Below are 16423 nucleotides of genomic sequence, written 5' to 3'. Positions count from 1 at the left end.
CCAGTGTCCACAAACGGGTACCGCCGCACAGTTTGAAACCCGAACAACTTTAAACATAAACAAGATTGAGATTACAGAAAGGCCCACATCATGGCTGCAAAAAAGAGCGCGAAGGTCGCCCAAGCAGGCGCAGGTGATCGCGATCAGGCACTGGCTGCCGCATTAGCAAAAATCGAGAAGGATTATGGCAAAGGTGCCGTGATGCGCCTTGGGGATGAAACCCGCCCCAAAATCCAGGTTATTTCCTCTGGCAACACTGCAATCGACATTGCTCTAGGTATCGGCGGTTTCCCCCGCGGACGAATCGTGGAAATCTACGGGCCCGAATCTTCCGGTAAAACCACTGTCGCCCTTCATGCCGTCGCGCAGGCACAGCAGGCCGGCGGAATCGCAGCATTCATCGATGCAGAGCATGCACTAGATCCCGAATACGCACGGAAACTGGGCGTCGACACTGATGCGTTGCTTGTGTCTCAGCCCGACACAGGTGAACAAGCGCTCGAAATCGCCGATATGTTGGTCCGTTCTGGCGCGATCGACATCATCGTCATCGACTCTGTTGCCGCACTGACCCCTAAAGCTGAAATTGAAGGCGAAATGGGCGACAGCCACGTCGGTCTGCAAGCCCGCTTGATGAGTCAGGCCCTTCGCAAGATGACCGGTGCCCTCTACAACTCGGGCACTACCGCGATCTTCATCAACCAGCTGCGCGAGAAAATCGGCGTCATGTTTGGTTCTCCCGAAACGACAACCGGTGGTAAAGCGTTGAAATTCTACGCTTCCGTGCGATGCGACGTGCGCCGCATCCAGACGCTCAAGGACGGTACCGACGCCATCGGCAACCGCACCAAGCTTAAAGTTGTTAAGAACAAAGTGTCGCCACCGTTTAAGATTGCCGAATTCGACATCATCTACGGTGAAGGAATTTCTCGCGAATCCTCCCTCATCGACCTGGGTGTAGACAACAACGTTATTAAAAAGTCCGGTTCCTGGTTCACCTACAACGGCGACCAGCTGGGACAGGGTAAGGAAAAGGTTCGCCTCTACCTGAAGGAAAACAAGGAGTTAGCGGACGAAATCGAGCAGAAGATCTTCGAAAAAGTAGGCTTGCTTGAGCCTGCCGAAGGCGGGGACGACCTAAGCGATGAGCCCGTCGACATGGTGCCCAACGTAGATTTCGATGACGACGAGTCCTAAGCGCAACCCCGACAATGGAAAAGTCGCAAAGCTCGCTCGAGCCATAGAGGAATATGAATCCGGCGAGTATTCTCCGACGATTATCGACCCGGTGGCGGAGGAGAAGAAATCCGCCGTCCGTCACCGGGCACTGCTCCTACTGAACTCCAGGCGGCGTTCACGTAAAGAATTATTCGACCGGCTGAGCACACCAACGCAAAGCCAACGCAAACGCCAGCAGACCACCGAGTCCGGCGATGATGACGTCGCTACAGACGCGGCGTCATCACTTGTTGACTCCACAGTTATCAACGAGGTGCTCGACGACCTCGAACGCGTAGGGCTTATCGACGATGATGCATTCGCCGAACAATGGGTGCGGGAGAGGCACGAACGGCGCGGTAAGACCCGGCGAGTGCTTGACCAGGAACTCATCCACAAGGGAGTTGCGGAAGAGGTTCGCTTACGCGCGCTGTCTCAACTCAGTGATGAAGACGAACTGCACGTCGCACGCGCACTCGTCGAAAAAGAAGTCGCGAAGGTGGGGGAGTTGGCAGACCGCCGGCACTATGACAAAGCCTTACGAAGCTTGGTGGGAAAGCTCGCCCGCCGAGGGTTTGGCACCTCGATGGCGCTTAACCTGTGTCGGGAAGCTCTGGAGCCGCTCCGGAGATTCTAAGGCAGCCAACTTACCCGGCTGCTTGTAATGCCAAGGTCTTTCTAAGTTTCACCACGCTGTCGTAGTGGTTAGAATGACCCTCCGTGATTCAAAATGCTCCCGCACGCAGCTACGAGGTGCGCACCTTTGGCTGCCAGATGAACGTCCACGATTCCGAGCGCCTGTCTGGCTTGCTGGAAGAAGCCGGCTACGTGCCCGTTGCCGAAGGACACACCCCAGATCTAGTGGTGTTTAACACCTGTGCAGTGCGCGAAAACGCAGATATGCGACTGTACGGCACACTCGGTAATTTGCGGGCAACCAAGCGGGAACACCCGGGGATGCAGATCGCGGTCGGGGGGTGCCTCGCACAGAAAGATAAAGACACCGTCGTCCGCAAAGCCCCATGGGTGGACGTGGTATTCGGTACGCACAACATTGGCTCACTTCCTGCGCTACTCGATCGGGCGCGCCACAACAAACGCGCAGAGGTCGAAATCGTCGACTCTTTGGAGCAATTCCCCTCGGTGTTGCCTGCTAAGCGTGAGTCTGCCTACGCAGGCTGGGTGAGTGTCTCTGTCGGCTGCAATAACACGTGCACGTTTTGTATTGTTCCCAGCTTGCGTGGCAAGGAGCTTGACCGTCGACCCGGCGACATTCTCGCTGAGGTTAAAGCCCTGGTGGATCAAGGTGTCAGTGAGGTGACCTTGTTGGGGCAAAACGTCAACGCGTACGGGGTCAACTTTGCGGATCCTGACGTACCACGGGACCGGAGCGCGTTCTCGAAGTTGCTCCGCGCCTGTGGGGAGATTGAGGGCCTCGAGCGTGTCCGTTTTACCTCGCCGCACCCGGCAGAGTTTACCGAAGACGTCATCGATGCAATGGCTGAGACCCCCAATATTTGTCCGCAGTTGCACATGCCTTTGCAGTCCGGTTCAGACCGCGTTTTGAAGGAGATGCGCCGTTCTTATCGCTCTCGGAAGTTCCTGTCCATTCTGGATTCGGTTCGTGAGAAGCTGCCCCATGCGGCCATCACTACCGATATCATCGTGGGTTTTCCGGGAGAAACCGAGGAGGACTTCCAACAGACTCTGGATGTGGTGGAGCGTGCGCGTTTTAGCAGTGCGTACACCTTCCAATACAGTCCTCGCCCGGGTACTCCCGCTGCGGAGTACGACAACCAGATCCCGAAAGAGATTGTCCAGGAGCGCTTCGAGCGTCTGATGGAGCTTCAAGAGCGCATCAGTAAGGAAGAAAATGTGGCGCTCATCGGCTCCACTGTGGAGCTTCTGGTCCAGGCTGATGGCGGCCGTAAGAACAGCGAGACGCATCGTTTGACAGGCCGTGCCCGCGATGGGCGCTTGGTGCACTTCACTCCGAAGCCTAGTGATGTTGCTGAGGATTCGGTGGCGGTCTTGGGTGATGACGTCGCGGGAAACATCCGTCCCGGAGATATCGTGACGGTTGTTGTTACCGACGCTGCCGCGCATTATTTGGTTGCCGATGATGGTGTGGTGACCTATCGTGCGACCAAGGCCGGCGACATGTCCGCTGCTGGTAAAGTGCCCACAACCGCCCCGATCGGCGTGGGGCTTGGGTTGCCTTCCATCGGCAAGCCCAGGCAGGTTGAGACGACTGGGTGCTCTGGCTGCTAGCCTAAAGTGTTGTGAGTCAAGCACCGAAAGAGTCCAAGTTTGGAGAGGCCGACGACAGTCGGTCCGATGCGTCTTCGGCCGGGACGCGTGCACGTTCCCGGATGACAGTGGAGGAACACATCGCTGCCCACGGTGGCGATGTTGCTGCAGCCGAGAAATCTGCCGCGAGGGAACTGACGTTTAAAGGCGAGCAGGTTCCTTTGGGCATCGCGATGATCGGTTTCGTATTGTCGCTGTTTTTCCCGCACTCAGGTGAAGTGCTGGGTATTGACGTGTTGTTCGACTCTGAGACTGCCCGTTTTTATCTGACGACTCTTCCGGAGCGGATTTATGTGTGGGCGGGTGTCGTCGGGGTGGTTGCTCTGACGGTCGCCGCGATCGTGACGCGTTTGGCCCTCGTCGGATATCTCGCGTGGTTTTTTAGTGGTGTATCGCTGTTTTATTCCATTTTCGCGATGTGGATGCGCCAGTCCCGCCCGCCGACGGATCCTGGTGTGGGCCCGTCGTTTGGCTTGATTATGGGCGCGGTGTGCGTTCTGGTGGCTGCTGTGTCGTGGAGTTTTGTCATCGTCCGTAAGTCTTCTTTACAGAAGGCTTTGGACGCTGTGAGGCGCCGAGGGAATCCTCGGGTGGAGGACAAGGTTGCTCAAACGCAGATGAGCATTCTTGATCAGGAAGCCCGCCGGATTAATGAAGGCCAGGACAATCCTTTGCTAGTTGATGATCGACGACGCCGCGCCGCCCAGCGCCGTAAGAGGGAGCAAGGTTAGTTTTTAGCGCTGCTCGAGTGCTTCGGCTGCGGCCTGTGCCCACTGTGACCATTGTTCGGCCTGGGCACGAAGGTCGTTGGCCTGTGCAGTTTTCCCTGAGGCTTCGGCAGCTTCGGCTTGTGCCTGCAGTTCTTCGACTTTGTCCTGGAATTGCTTGACGCGTGCCTGCGCCTCCGGGTCAGTGCGTCGCCATTGAGCGTCAGCGTAGTCAGAAACGGTGCGCTCTAGAGCGGAAATTTTGTCTTCATATTCGCTGACTCGGCCGCGGGGCACATATCCGATGGCTTCCCACTTGTCCTGCAGTTCACGGAGCTTCAGGCGTGCACCTTCGAGGTCTGTCGCGGGGTCGATGAGCGGAGTGTATTCGGTGATGAGGGCATCTTTGGCTGCGGCGTTCGCTTCAAACTGCTCATCTTTAGCATGGGCGTCTGCGTCCCTCGCACCGAAGAAGTGATCTTGTGCGGCTTTGAATTGTGCCCATAGGCGGTCGTCTGCTTCGCGGTGAGCACGTCCGGCTTTCTTCCATTCGCCCATCAGGTCGCGGTACGCGCGTGCGGTCTCGGCCCAGTTAGTGGAATCCTTCAGCGCCTCAGCACGTTCGACGAGCTCTTCTTTTGCACGTTTTGCTGCAGCCCGGGTCTTGTCTAGTTCAGAGAAGTGGGCGCCCCGGCGGTGGTTAAAACTGTCGCGTGCTTTGGAGTAGCGCTTCCAGAGAGCATCGTCGGTGTTTCTATCGACGCCTTTGATGGTGCGCCATTCTTCGAGGATGTCTCGGAGACGGTCGCCGGCTTTCTTCCATTCGGTGGAGTGTGCCGCGAGATCTTCGGCTTCCGCGACCAGTTGCTCCTTGCGGGCGATGGCTTGTGCGCGTTGCTGTGCCTTGGTCTCTTTGGCTTGTTCTTCGGCGGTAAAAGAGTCGGTGATGATCCCGGCTAGTTGGCGTTCGAGCAGCGCGATGTCTCCGATGACTGCGGCGCTGCTGAGGGTTTCCGCGATTGTTTCGGCTTGCGCCCGCAGGGTTGCGGCTTCAGCAGGGTGGGACGCCAGACGCACGCTGAGGAGCTCAATTTCGGTAGCTAGATCGTCGTAGCGGTGCCCGTAGTGCAGCAAACCTTCCTCTGCGCTGCCTGCTTGCCACGAGCCGATGAGTCGCTCGTCGGTGGCGGTGCGAACGTAGACGTCACCGTTGTCGTCAATGCGTCCGAATTTTTTAATTTCTGCCAGGGTGCTGGCCGGGCGTGTCGTTGCGGGCGCGGCGGTTGCAGCGGGGGTCTTTTTGGGGACGGCTGATGGCAGGATATGTGCTCCAGGTCGGGGCCCGGGCTTGGGCGCCGGGGTGGTGGAAGAGGAGTTGGTGCTCATGAGTCGTCCTTCGTGCGCATAGCCGCGCAAAGCCAGTGGTGCTGGCTGCCGTGTGGCGCCCAGCACGCGTGTACGTTACTTCCATCATCATAGCGGGCATTGGTGGCGCAGGGTGCATAGTGTGGCTGTTGTGCGAGGGCAGGAATAGACTGGCTATCCATGAGTGTGCCCGATAGTTTTTTCCGTGCTTTGCCGGTGGATGTGCCGCGGGATCCCTCTGTTCCGCTTGCCATCGTTGGGCCGACGGCCTCGGGGAAGTCGTCTCTGGGCGTGTGGCTGGCCACGAAGCTAGATGGTGAGGTTGTTAATACGGATTCCATGCAGCTCTACCGGGGGATGGATATCGGCACGGCCAAGCTCAGTGAGCAGGAGCGACAGGGGATACCGCACCATATGTTGGATGTTTTGGATGTGACGGACGCTGCGTCGGTGGCGGAGTATCAGCGTCAGGCGGTCGCGGTTGTTGAGGATATTCGCTCTAGAGGTAAGCGGCCGATTTTGGTCGGGGGGTCGATGTTGTACGTGCAGTCTTTGGTTGATGATTGGCAGTTTCCTCCTACTGACGCCGCGGTGCGTGCGCGTTGGCAGGAGGAGTTGGAGCGTGTGGGGGTTGAGCGTTTGCATGATCGATTGGCCGCTATCGATCCGCAGGCTGCGGCGATTATTGAGCGCAAGGATCCTCGGCGTACGGTGCGGGCGTTGGAGGTTATTGAGTTGACGGGGCGTTCTTTCGCGGCCAGTCAGCCTCCCATTAATGCGCCTGCCCGGTGGGGGACAGCGATCATTGGTTTGCGCACGACGGCCGAGTGGTTGAATCCGCGGATTGAGTTGCGTACTGAGTTGATGTTTGACGCTGGTTTTGTTGATGAGGTGCAGCAGTTGGTGCATGAGCAGGGTTTGGTTGCGGAGTCTACGGCGGGGCGTGCGATTGGTTATGCACAGGTGTTGCAGATGCTAGCGGGGGATATCAGCGCTGATGAGGCTCGGGAGCAGACGGTGTTGGGTACGCGGCGCTATGTGCGTCGTCAGCGCAGTTGGTTTAAGCGGGATCCGCGTACGCAGTGGGTGGATGCCTGGTTAGACTGGTCGGCATGACCAGGATTGCTTTTGCTAAGGCCCATGGCACGGAGAATGATTTTGTGTTGCTTCCGGATGCTGCCGTCGATGTTGATCTCACCGCTGATGTCGTGCGGTTTTTGTGCGATCGTCGGGCGGGCCTGGGTGCGGATGGTGTGATCCGTGTGGCTCGCGCTGCGGAGTTGTTGGGCAAGGGAGTGCTTGATTGTTTGCCCGATGGCGTTGAACCCGAGCATTGGTTTATGGATTATCGCAATGCTGATGGTTCTCTCGCGGAGATGTGTGGCAACGGTGTCCGTGTTTTTGCCCACTGGGTGTATTCGCGTGGTTTGGTTGATGACGCCGCGTTTGTGGTGGGTACTCGCGCGGGTGCGCGTGAGGTGCGGGTCCACGAGGCGGATTCTTTGCGCGCTGATGTTGAGGTTCAGATGGGGTGCGCTGAGGTTTTTGGGGTGTCGACCTGCCGTCTAGGTGACATGAGCTTTGCGGGGTTGGCGGTTGATATGGGTAATCCGCATATTGCGTGCGTGGTGCCTGGTTTGGACGCCCAAGGGCTGGCAGGTCTTCCTGTCGATGCCGATGCTCGGTGGGATGAAGAGTTTTTCCCTCAGGGAACCAACATTGAAGTGTTGACGGAGCTGCAAGACGTCGCCGATGGTGCTGAGGCGTTGGATGGCCGTGTGCATATGCGTGTCCACGAGCGTGGCGCAGGGGAGACCCGTTCCTGTGGTACCGGGACTGTCGCTGCTGCTCGGGCGGCGCTTGCTGATCGCGGTCGTGTTGATGGCCGTGTGGAGGTGGTGGTTCCGGGGGGAACGGTGATGGTGGTCATCGATGGCGAGACTTCGACTCTTCGGGGGCCGTCGGTGATCATTGCTACCGGCGCGGTAGAGGTCGACTGTTCCTAGGGTCTTAGCCCTCGGCGCTGAGTCTCCGGGGTGCAGCCCGGGCACTGAGGCAGCTTTCACGTAGTTGGGCTGCCCGTGTATCAGCCACGCTCAGGAGCTTTTCCAGGCTGGCGACGCTACTATGCGTGCGAATCCGCGAAGGCAGCCTGTGAAGGAAGCGTTCTGCTGTGGCCAACTCGTAATAGAACTCAGATATTTCTCCCACGTCGGAGTCTGGGTTGGCTAATTCCGGCCTGTACAGTGTGCGGTCGGCTAGAGCTTCCGCGTCCGTTCCGTGCAAGAACACTTGGTGTTCCTCGATGACGTCGCGAATGTCTTGCGCAGACAAAATCTAACGAGGTGATCAGCGCGTCTGTTTCCGCAGTGTTGGGGCGCGACAGCATAATGAAGACACTGAGCCCGACCAGAAGAATCGACAAGATTACGCCGGGCGTTTTCAGCAGAACCACCAGGGTGATGGCGCACAGGACAATCACCGCAGGCGCAATTTTGTCTGCTGAGAACAATGTGCTCGGTGAATCCTCCGGTGGTTCTTCAGGATGCACCGGAGGATGATCAACCATGGCTACCGCATCCCCCAGAGCCACAGGCGCACCCGCCAGAACCGCAGCTGTCCCCGCATCCGGCAGGGGCGATGATGGAGCCGCTGAGAGTAAACGTGCCCGCGATGATTGATCCTGGTGTGGGGAGTTCGGCCACATCTGCGACAACGACGTCTAAAGGAAAAGGCGCCACGACATCCAGGTGTACGAAGCGCTGGTTAGTCATGGTGTTGAAACGATAGTGGGCGTCTTTTACTTCCAACACCAGATTGGCTGCGGCAGTAGGGCTTTGGGAACCGTCACCGCGGGCGACCACCCCTGCACCCACACTGGCGAATACTCCTACCGCGCCACCGGTTGCCGACGTGTAGGTATCTGCATCGTCGAAAAACGCGACGTCAACACCCAAAGCAGAAAGGTTGATGCGCTCAAAATTGAATACGGGCTCGTCGACGATCAGCGGCCCTTGCGCCAAGTTGCACGTCACCGTTGCGATGGGATCGCCGTCATCGGTAACCACATCACACAGCGCCACCACGTCATTGAGCATCTGGACATGGGCAGTTGCCTCCGTCGCACCATCAAAGCCAGCGAACGTCGCGAAAGGTTCCACAGCGAGCACAGTGAGCCTGGCGCCAGAACTATCGACTGCTGCGACCAGTTGGCCCCCCCGTACTTCGCCGACGACGCCGAGTCGGTTGCTGCTGACGGCCTGTTCTACGGCGTCCTGCCAACGTGGAAAAGTCATGCCAATACTGCTGAGATCTTGCGTCATAACCCCATATTAGGTTGCCGCCCAATCAGATGGAGAAACCGGCAAGCACGACATGCAACAAAACTGTGCGACAATGGCAGCTAATGCTAGAAGAAGATAAAACATTGCACACGGCAGCTCCCACGGACGATACCCCCACCGTGGGTGAGCTCGACCTTGAAGCACGCTCAAGCTTACGGCGCCTCACCCGCGGCTCCCACATTCACGACACAGAGCAGCAAGACGGCTACGACGTCGAATATCGCAAGCTCAGGCTGGAAAAAGTCATCCTCGTCGGTGTGTGGACCACGGGAACCATCAGTGAGATCGAAGCCAACATGGCCGAACTTGCCGCGCTGGCCGAAACCGCCGGGGCGGATGTTCAGGACATGCTCTACCAAAAACGTGACAAACCCGACGCAGGCACCTACATCGGCTCCGGCAAGGTGCAGGAGCTTAAAGAGATCGTGCAGGCGACCGGGGTGGATACGGTGGTGTGTGATGGTGAACTCACCCCATCCCAGATGATTGCGCTGGAAAAAGCTCTCGACGTCAAGGTCATTGATCGCACCATGTTGATCCTGGACATCTTCGCCCAACACGCGAAGTCCAAGGAGGGCAAAGCACAGGTATCGCTCGCACAGATGGAGTACCTCATTACCCGTGTGCGTGGTTGGGGTGGTGCACTATCCCGCCAGGCAGGTGGACGTGCGGGATCCAACGGTGGCGTCGGTCTTCGCGGTCCGGGTGAAACCAAGATCGAAGCTGACCGCCGCAGGCTCCGCCAGGACATGGCGAGGTTGCGTAAAGAACTCGCGGGTATGAAGACTGCGCGCGATATTAAGCGTTCCAAGAGGCGTTCGTCGACCATTCCCCAAATCGCGATCGCTGGCTACACCAACGCGGGTAAGTCGTCGCTGATTAACGCTATGACCGGTGCTGGTGTTTTGGTTGAGGACGCACTGTTTGCGACCCTTGACCCTACGACCCGTCGGGCTGAGTTAGCTGATGGCCGCGCTGTCGTTTTTACCGATACTGTCGGTTTCGTCCGTCACTTGCCCACTCAACTGGTCGAGTCGTTTAGGTCGACGCTGGAAGAAGTTATTGAAGCTGATTTGGTTTTGCACGTGGTCGATGGTTCAGATCCGTTCCCTCTGAAGCAGATCGCCGCCGTCAACGACGTCATCGCTGATATTGTTCGCGAGCAAGGGGCCCAAGCACCCCCAGAAATTGTTGTGGTCAACAAGATTGACGCCGCGGATCCACTGACGCTGGCGGAGCTGCGGCATGCAGTTGATGACTGTGTGTTCGTTTCTGCCCACACCGGTGAGGGGATTGATGAGTTAGAGGCACGGGTGGAGCTATTCCTTAATTCACTCGATTCCCACGTGCGCCTGTCTATTCCTTTTACGCGGGGCGATATTGTTGCCCGAATTCACGAGCAAGGGACCGTGTTGGCGGAGACCTACGACGGTTCCGGAACTGTCCTCGATGTGCGACTGCCTCCCTCTCTGGCGGCCGAGTTAGAGGACTTTCGTGTAGAACAGACTCATGGCAACGATTAATTTCAAAAACAGTCCAATTTCCACAGTCGGTGAGCTTCCCGCTGTTGGTGACAAAGCTCCCGCTTTTGACGTCGTGGGCGCGGATCTTTCAAGCATTGATGACGCCTCATTGCGTGGCAAGCGGGTAGTTCTGAATATCTTCCCCTCGGTTGATACCGCGGTGTGCGCACAGAGCGTCCGTCGATTCAATGAGGAAGCCAGCGCTTTGCCCAACACAGTGGTCTTGTGCGTGTCCGCAGACCTTCCTTTCGCGGGTGCTCGTTTTTGCGCAGCTGAAGGGTTGGATAATGTCTTGATGGGTTCGACCTTCCGGTCGTCCTTCGGCAAGGACTACGGTCTCACTATGATCGACGGGCCTTTAGCAGGGCTCTTGGCTCGCGCTATCGTTGTGCTGGACGAGGCCGGCACCGTGACATACACAGAGTTGGTTGGAGAGGTCACTAGCGAGCCCAACTATGCCGCAGCAACGGAGGCAGTGCGGGCTTCCTAGTCCCACCAGCCCCGACTACACTAAAAGGACGTGTCTACATTTCTAGGATGGACCGTCCACGGCGACGGCAAGACTATTGAGCCAGGTGCGGTTGTTGCACCTGAACAACGCCTCAGCTGGCCCCGAACAATAGGCATCGGCATGCAGCATGTCGTAGCGATGTTCGGGGCTACATTGCTAGTACCCACACTTACCGGATTCCCGGTCAACACGACCCTCCTGTTTTCCGGTCTCGGTACGATCATCTTCCTGCTGATCACCCGCAATCGCCTGCCTTCCTACCTGGGAAGCTCATTTGCCTTCATCGCACCCCTTACTGCCACTCAGGCATCCGGTATCGCCGTGCAGATGGGCGGAGTGGTCGCAGCCGGCATTGCGTTGATCCTCGTCGGCGTGGTTGTTAAGGTGCTGGGACGCGGCGTCATTGATGCAGTCATGCCGCCGGCTGTCACAGGTGCGATCGTTGCGCTCATCGGGCTTAACCTCGCCCCCGCAGCAACCTCGAGCTACCAGAGCCAACCACTGATCGCCACCGTCACCCTGGCAGCCATCCTGATCCTGAACGTAGCCGGTAGGTCAATGGTGTCACGGTTGAGCATCCTCTTCGGCGTAATCATCGGTTGGGTGTTCGCTTGGTTATCCGGTGGCATCGACACAGCGGCGCGGCAAACCATCAGCGACGCCCGGTGGTTCGGGGCGCCTACCTTTCATACCCCAGAATTCACTGTTAGCGCGGTACTGATTTCCCTTCCGGTCGTCATTGTCCTCATTGCCGAAAACGTCGGGCACGTCAAGGCTGTCGCTTCCATGACTGGTCGACCAATGGATGATCTCGCGGGTGACGCGCTGTTGGCTGACGGCATTGCCACAACACTCGCCGGTGGGTTGGGCGGCTCGGGTACCACAACCTACGCGGAAAACATTGGCGTGATGGCTGCGACCAAGGTCTATTCGACCGCAGCCTACTGGGTTGCTGCTTTCACCGCGATTATCCTTGCGTTCATCCCAAAGTTCGGAGCCTTAATCTTCAGTATTCCCAGTGGTGTTTTGGGCGGAGCGACCCTTGTGCTGTACGGGCTCATCGGCATGCTGGGTGTTCAAATTTGGCAGGAGCACAAAGTGGACTTCAGCAACCCCGTCAATCTGTGCGCGGCGGCGACCGCGCTCATTGCCGGAATCGGCAACCTCACATTGACCGTCGGCGGGATTGAGTTGCAGGGGATCGCGTGGGGCAGTGCCGGTATCATTATCGCCTACCCCGTGCTCAAAGTGCTGTACGAAAAAATCGGTGAAGGGCAATTTAGCGGCAAAGCGTGACCAGGTAAACGTCGGCGATAATAGCAAAAAAATCGGGGCCCTGCGCAAGATTGCAGGGCCCCGATTTTGATGTCGCTGGAGAGACTTCTACTCTTCGTCGAGGTTCTTTTCGATGAGAGCTGCGATAGCCTCAACAGCTTCGGCGTTCTCGGAGGTGACAACAACCTGATCACCGTGTTCCGCGCCCAGCGCCATGATCATGAGGGAGGATGCGGCTTCGGTGGGATCTTCTTCGTCTTCTTCACCGAGAATTGCGAGGTAAATGTCCTCGTCGTACTCGCCGGCAGCCTCCGCGATGATGGTGGCGGGGCGAGCGTGGAGGCCAACAGTTGAGCCGACGGTAACAGTCTTGGAAACCATTGAACATGGTCCTTTCTCGAAATTGTCTAACGAACATCTCCCACCCTACCCGTTTGCTGTGGGGTCGGGTTGTAGCTAAACCACATATCCCAACAAATTCCCGGCAACTACGAGAGAATCGGGCATTGAAAAACCACAGACTTCCACAAATACCCTGGTGAGTGTTGACGCTGTGTTTTAGGGCGTGTTCTATGGGCAGCTAGGTGAGATTTCTCGCATCTCACGAGCGCGCCACTGCTTGGTTGATGTGTGCGGCCGCGACGGCGGGCGTAGGAGCTCTGCGGATCGAATCCACGAATGTCTGGTCGACGAGGCGTCGTGACAGGCGTGACAAGATCTTCAGATGTTCCCGTCCGCTGGTGGCCGGGCAGGCTATACAGAAAATTAGATCGGAGGGACCGTCCGGGCCGCTGAAGTCAACGCCCCGGGCTAGGCGAAGCATGGCTACGGTGGGTTCCGTGATCGCCGTAGAGCGGCAGTGGGGGATAGCGATGCCAAGGGGAATCCCGGTATCCATTTTTAGCTCCCTGTCCCACAGGTCGCTCAATAGTTGTTGCGCGTCGGTACAGCGCTGTTGCTCGTGTAGAAGTTCACTGAGGAAGGCAAGCACGGCGTAAGGGTGGTCGTCGACCTCAACATCGAATACCACTAGGTTGTCGGTTGTATAGGGTTCAGGGGTTTCAGGCGAACCGTCCGGAGCAGGCTGAGTGCTCTCGGTGCTCCTACGACGGGCAAGGTACTTTTTTACAGCCCTAGTGCTGAAAAAATCACGTACGTTCAACTCTTAGACTCCTCGTTCGCTTGCCGCGGGCCATCTAGTTGATCTTCTACGCATCAGGTGATGTCGGCGCTTATAACCTTGGAGCGTACCTCAGCTACCAGTTGTGGCGAGGGCATTTGGGTACCCTGGAGGGTTGTTGCAGCGGTTCCGTAGGCAACGGCTTGCGTGAGGCAGTCTTCGAGGCTCTGGTGGGCTAGGCGCCCCAGTAGGAAACCTGCGAGTGTTGCATCGCCGGCGCCGACTGTGGAGATGACGTTGGTGTGAGGGGGTTGCGCGATCCAGGCACCGTCGGCGGTGGCCAGTACTGCGCCGGATGGCCCCAGTGTGACCAGGACGTGGGGTATTCCTTTGTTCACTACCGTCCGGGCTGCCGTAACAACGCCACTGAAGTCGCCGCGTTCTGCCTGCTGCTCGAATCGTTTGGCCCATGACGCCGCGTCGCGTTGTCCTTCCACTAACTGCGCGAGCTCAAATGCGTTGGGTTTCAGCAGATCAGGGAGACGGTATTTGGCTTCGCCACTTAGGGTTGTCGACGGCCTGTCTGGTGCGATGGGGGCGGTTAAGGACCTCAGTGGTGCATCGGAGGTGTCGACGGCGATCTTGGTGGTGGGTACGGCTTGGCGAATGAGCGGGATGATTTCCGAATACCACCATTCGGGCAGGCCAGGTGGTAATGAACCGGCGAGTACGATCCAACTGTCGTCGGGAAGTCGTTGTGCTTCTTCCAAGACGGTGTCTGCCAGCGCGGCTGCCACTTCTAAAGTTATAAGGGGGCCGGCTCCGTTGAGTTTGGATGTTTCCCCACCGGGCTCGATGATCGTGATGTTGGTGCGAACCTGACCTTCGGTGGGTACAAAGCGGGTGTCTAGGCCTGCGTTGGCCACCAGGTGAACGAACGGGTCGGTGGTGGGAGAGATGAATAAAGCCCTGGTGGGTTGTCCGGCTAGAGCGCAGGCCCCACTGACGTTAACTCCTTTTCCGCCGGCGACAGCGTGAAAGGATTGAAGACGCTGGACAGTACCCCGCGTGATGCGCTCGCCGAGCACCAATGTCTGATCAATACTCGGGTTGGGGGTCACCGTCAGGATCATGTGAAGTGGGTACCTTCGTGTCAATTGTTTCTGTGAGTGTCCATGACTGAAGCAAGAACAGAGATACGTCCATCATATGCCCGTTTGTGTGGATTTTGCGCAGGTTTGTGGAGTAATCCTGTGTTGTTTTAGGCACATATTCGAACAAACTATTGCTGTTTGTGCCCGAAAAGGTGGTATCTTGTAGGCAGTACCCAACTAGTGAAGACAGGTGGTCTTTCGTGAATAATGTGACACGAGACACGACTATTAAGGGGACGGCAGTCGTCCCCGGCATCAGCTACGCAGAAGCTGTGTGGATCCACCCGCGCCCCGAACTTCCTCAAGCAGGAGCGGTTATTGCAGAGGAAGGTCGCGCTGAAGAATTTGAACGCTTCGAACAGGCCGCTAATACCGTTGCGGAGCGTCTCGATGGCCGCGCTGCTGCAGCAGAGGGGGCAGCTAAAGAAGTCCTCTCCGCAACTGCAGGAATGGTGCGTGACCGTGGCTGGCGAAAGGCCGTCAAGAAGAACATCAACTCTGGCCATCCCGCCGACTATGCTGTGGTCGCCGCAACCACAAAATTCATTTCGATGTTTGAAGCTGCGGGCGGTGTAATGGCCGAGCGCGTCACTGACCTTCGCGACATTCGAGATCGTGTGATTGCTCAACTTCGTGGTGAACAAGAACCGGGGCTCCCCTCGGTCAGTGGTCCTGTGGTGCTGTGCGCCGATGATCTCTCGCCAGCAGATACCGCTGCCTTGGATACCTCGCTCTTTACTGCTCTGGTCACAGAACTTGGTGGACCTACTTCCCATACTGCGATCATTGCGCGCCAGCTCAACGTTCCGTGCATCGTGGCAGTGGGGGATAAACTCCACCAGATCGAGCCCGGAACTAAGGTCCTGGTTGACGGTTCACTTGGTACCTTGACTCTGGACGCGGATCCAGAAACGGCCACTGCAGCGGTTCAGGAATACAAGCTCTTTGCCGAACGCGTTGCCTCGTGGCGTGGCCCTGCACAAACCAAAGACGGCCACCGCGTTCAGCTTCTTGCCAACGTTCAGGACGGCAATGCCGCCCGCGTGGCTGCCTCCACTCAGGCTGAGGGCATCGGTCTATTCCGCACCGAGATGTGCTTCCTGTCGGCTGTTGAAGAGCCTTCCGTAGAGCAGCAAGCTGCTGTGTACGCCAAGGTTCTCGAACAGTTCCCAACATCTAAGGTTGTTGTACGTTCGCTCGACGCAGGCTCCGACAAGCCAGTCGCTTTTGCTTCGATGGCTGACGAGATGAACCCCGCATTGGGTGTTCGTGGTTTGCGCGTCGCTCGCGCGAATGAGCCACTGCTGACTCGACAACTTGACGCCATCGCAAAGGCCACCAAGGACCTGGGTCGAGGCGACGATGCGCCGACGTGGGTCATGGCCCCGATGGTTGCCACCGCTCGCGAGGCACGGTGGTTTGCAGACTTGTGTAATGAGCGCGGTCTGATCCCCGGTGCAATGATTGAGGTCCCGGCGGCAGCCCTGATGGCAGATAAAATCATGCCTCACTTGCGCTTTGTCTCGATCGGCACGAACGATCTTACCCAGTACACGATGGCCGCCGACCGTATGTCGCCCCAGCTGGCTTACCTCACAGACCCATGGCAGCCAGCGGTGCTTCGACTGATTGAACTGACCTGTAAGCAAGGCAAGAAGTTCGACACTGCCGTTGGTGTCTGTGGCGAAGCCGCTGCCGATCCGCTGCTAGCCTGTGTGCTTACTGGTCTTGGCGTGACTTCTTTGTCCGCAGCGTCTACGGCTATCGCAGGTGTCGGTGCCCAGCTGGCTTCCCTGACCCTGGAAGATTGCCAGAAGGCAGCACAAATCGCGCTAGATTCTGAGGGTGCTTCTGAGGCTCGCAGCGCGGTTCGCGAATTCATTCAAGGTTTGTAGA

The 16423-nt window shown here is 57.7% G+C and carries 17 protein-coding genes; 11 read left to right on the top strand and 6 right to left on the bottom strand.

Annotated elements, in window-relative coordinates:
* The first annotated feature begins 90 nt into the window (after window positions 1–90).
* The 4 genes from recA to L1C91_RS01330 all read left to right on the top strand — a co-directional run bounded on the left by recA (window position 91) and on the right by L1C91_RS01330 (window position 4259).
* Window positions 91–1197, top strand: coding sequence for a recombinase RecA (gene recA / locus L1C91_RS01345; protein WP_046203888.1), 1107 nt, complete (start codon window positions 91–93; stop codon window positions 1195–1197).
* Complete coding sequence (locus tag L1C91_RS01340; RefSeq protein ID WP_234857642.1) at window positions 1181–1855, top strand: regulatory protein RecX; 675 nt, start codon at window positions 1181–1183, stop codon at window positions 1853–1855. Before recA ends, L1C91_RS01340 begins: the two co-directional genes overlap by 17 nt.
* Before the next feature lie 83 nt (window positions 1856–1938).
* Window positions 1939–3489, top strand: a complete 1551-nt coding sequence (gene miaB / locus L1C91_RS01335) for a tRNA (N6-isopentenyl adenosine(37)-C2)-methylthiotransferase MiaB (RefSeq protein WP_328219563.1) — start codon at window positions 1939–1941, stop codon at window positions 3487–3489.
* 11 nt (window positions 3490–3500) lie between these two features.
* Window positions 3501–4259, top strand: coding sequence for an Rv2732c family membrane protein (locus L1C91_RS01330; protein ID WP_234857641.1), 759 nt, complete (start codon window positions 3501–3503; stop codon window positions 4257–4259).
* Between the two features lie 3 nt (window positions 4260–4262).
* Here the strand turns inward: L1C91_RS01330 and L1C91_RS01325 are convergent, their stop codons facing one another.
* Window positions 4263–5621, bottom strand: coding sequence for a DUF349 domain-containing protein (locus tag L1C91_RS01325; protein ID WP_234857640.1), 1359 nt, complete (start codon window positions 5619–5621; stop codon window positions 4263–4265).
* A gap of 159 nt (window positions 5622–5780) precedes the next feature.
* On the opposite strand from L1C91_RS01325, the gene miaA reads away from it, so the two are divergent.
* Both miaA and dapF read left to right on the top strand, forming a co-directional pair.
* A complete protein-coding gene (gene miaA, locus L1C91_RS01320; protein ID WP_234857639.1) occupies window positions 5781–6716 on the top strand; it encodes a tRNA (adenosine(37)-N6)-dimethylallyltransferase MiaA in 936 nt (311 codons plus the stop codon).
* The gene (gene dapF, locus L1C91_RS01315) at window positions 6713–7606 is read left to right on the top strand and encodes a diaminopimelate epimerase (RefSeq protein ID WP_234857638.1); all 894 of its coding nucleotides are present in this window, start codon (window positions 6713–6715) and stop codon (window positions 7604–7606) included. The genes miaA and dapF overlap by 4 nt, the downstream gene beginning before the upstream one ends.
* 4 nt (window positions 7607–7610) lie before the next feature.
* On the opposite strand, the gene L1C91_RS01310 is transcribed toward dapF, so the two are convergent.
* Window positions 7611–7934 (bottom strand): hypothetical protein, encoded by a 324-nt coding sequence (locus L1C91_RS01310; RefSeq protein ID WP_234857637.1) that lies wholly within the window; start codon window positions 7932–7934, stop codon window positions 7611–7613.
* A gap of 56 nt (window positions 7935–7990) precedes the next feature.
* On the opposite strand from L1C91_RS01310, the gene L1C91_RS01305 reads away from it, so the two are divergent.
* A complete protein-coding gene (locus L1C91_RS01305; protein WP_234857636.1) occupies window positions 7991–8161 on the top strand; it encodes a hypothetical protein in 171 nt (56 codons plus the stop codon).
* On the opposite strand, the gene L1C91_RS01300 is transcribed toward L1C91_RS01305, so the two are convergent.
* Window positions 8162–8923 (bottom strand): hypothetical protein, encoded by a 762-nt coding sequence (locus L1C91_RS01300; protein ID WP_234857635.1) that lies wholly within the window; start codon window positions 8921–8923, stop codon window positions 8162–8164.
* Window positions 8924–9006: 83 nt separating this feature from the next.
* Here L1C91_RS01300 and hflX point away from each other — a divergent pair, with 83 nt between their 5' ends.
* The 3 genes from hflX to L1C91_RS01285 are packed head-to-tail and all read left to right on the top strand — an operon-like array spanning window position 9007 to window position 12274.
* The gene (gene hflX, locus L1C91_RS01295) at window positions 9007–10467 is read left to right on the top strand and encodes a GTPase HflX (protein WP_234857634.1); all 1461 of its coding nucleotides are present in this window, start codon (window positions 9007–9009) and stop codon (window positions 10465–10467) included.
* On the top strand, window positions 10454–10957 hold the full coding sequence (tpx, locus tag L1C91_RS01290; protein WP_234857633.1) for a thiol peroxidase: 504 nt from the start codon (window positions 10454–10456) through the stop codon (window positions 10955–10957). The genes hflX and tpx overlap by 14 nt, the downstream gene beginning before the upstream one ends.
* A gap of 30 nt (window positions 10958–10987) precedes the next feature.
* The gene (locus L1C91_RS01285; protein ID WP_234857632.1) at window positions 10988–12274 is read left to right on the top strand and encodes a uracil-xanthine permease family protein; all 1287 of its coding nucleotides are present in this window, start codon (window positions 10988–10990) and stop codon (window positions 12272–12274) included.
* An 87-nt stretch (window positions 12275–12361) separates the two neighbouring features.
* Here the strand turns inward: L1C91_RS01285 and L1C91_RS01280 are convergent, their stop codons facing one another.
* The 3 genes from L1C91_RS01280 to L1C91_RS01270 form a co-directional block, all read right to left on the bottom strand.
* Window positions 12362–12634, bottom strand: a complete 273-nt coding sequence (locus tag L1C91_RS01280; RefSeq protein ID WP_020976420.1) for an HPr family phosphocarrier protein — start codon at window positions 12632–12634, stop codon at window positions 12362–12364.
* A 220-nt stretch (window positions 12635–12854) separates the two neighbouring features.
* Entirely contained in the window at window positions 12855–13283 is a 429-nt protein-coding gene (locus L1C91_RS01275; RefSeq protein WP_234857631.1) for a fructose PTS transporter subunit IIA, read from the bottom strand.
* A gap of 185 nt (window positions 13284–13468) precedes the next feature.
* A complete protein-coding gene (locus L1C91_RS01270; protein WP_234857630.1) occupies window positions 13469–14506 on the bottom strand; it encodes a 1-phosphofructokinase family hexose kinase in 1038 nt (345 codons plus the stop codon).
* 221 nt (window positions 14507–14727) lie between these two features.
* Here L1C91_RS01270 and ptsP point away from each other — a divergent pair, with 221 nt between their 5' ends.
* The gene (gene ptsP, locus L1C91_RS01265) at window positions 14728–16422 is read left to right on the top strand and encodes a phosphoenolpyruvate--protein phosphotransferase (protein WP_234857629.1); all 1695 of its coding nucleotides are present in this window, start codon (window positions 14728–14730) and stop codon (window positions 16420–16422) included.
* The last annotated feature ends 1 nt before the right edge of the window (window position 16423 follow it).

Source organism: Corynebacterium argentoratense (assembly GCF_021491455.1).
Classification (GTDB): domain Bacteria; phylum Actinomycetota; class Actinomycetes; order Mycobacteriales; family Mycobacteriaceae; genus Corynebacterium; species Corynebacterium argentoratense_A.
This window is presented reverse-complemented; position numbering and strand designations above follow the sequence as displayed.

What these genes read in the sequence shown, in the direction of transcription:
- recA (WP_046203888.1), top strand. Translation starts at nt 91, where the DNA reads ATGGCTGCAAAAAAGAGCGCGAAGGTCGCCCAAGCAGGCGCAGGTGAT.
- L1C91_RS01340 (WP_234857642.1), top strand. Translation starts at nt 1,181, where the DNA reads ATGACGACGAGTCCTAAGCGCAACCCCGACAATGGAAAAGTCGCAAAG.
- L1C91_RS01325 (WP_234857640.1), bottom strand. Translation starts at nt 5,621, where the DNA reads ATGAGCACCAACTCCTCTTCCACCACCCCGGCGCCCAAGCCCGGGCCC.
- miaA (WP_234857639.1), top strand. Translation starts at nt 5,781, where the DNA reads ATGAGTGTGCCCGATAGTTTTTTCCGTGCTTTGCCGGTGGATGTGCCG.
- dapF (WP_234857638.1), top strand. Translation starts at nt 6,713, where the DNA reads ATGACCAGGATTGCTTTTGCTAAGGCCCATGGCACGGAGAATGATTTT.
- L1C91_RS01305 (WP_234857636.1), top strand. Translation starts at nt 7,991, where the DNA reads ATGAAGACACTGAGCCCGACCAGAAGAATCGACAAGATTACGCCGGGC.
- L1C91_RS01300 (WP_234857635.1), bottom strand. Translation starts at nt 8,923, where the DNA reads ATGACGCAAGATCTCAGCAGTATTGGCATGACTTTTCCACGTTGGCAG.
- hflX (WP_234857634.1), top strand. Translation starts at nt 9,007, where the DNA reads ATGCTAGAAGAAGATAAAACATTGCACACGGCAGCTCCCACGGACGAT.
- tpx (WP_234857633.1), top strand. Translation starts at nt 10,454, where the DNA reads ATGGCAACGATTAATTTCAAAAACAGTCCAATTTCCACAGTCGGTGAG.
- L1C91_RS01280 (WP_020976420.1), bottom strand. Translation starts at nt 12,634, where the DNA reads ATGGTTTCCAAGACTGTTACCGTCGGCTCAACTGTTGGCCTCCACGCT.
- L1C91_RS01270 (WP_234857630.1), bottom strand. Translation starts at nt 14,506, where the DNA reads ATGATCCTGACGGTGACCCCCAACCCGAGTATTGATCAGACATTGGTG.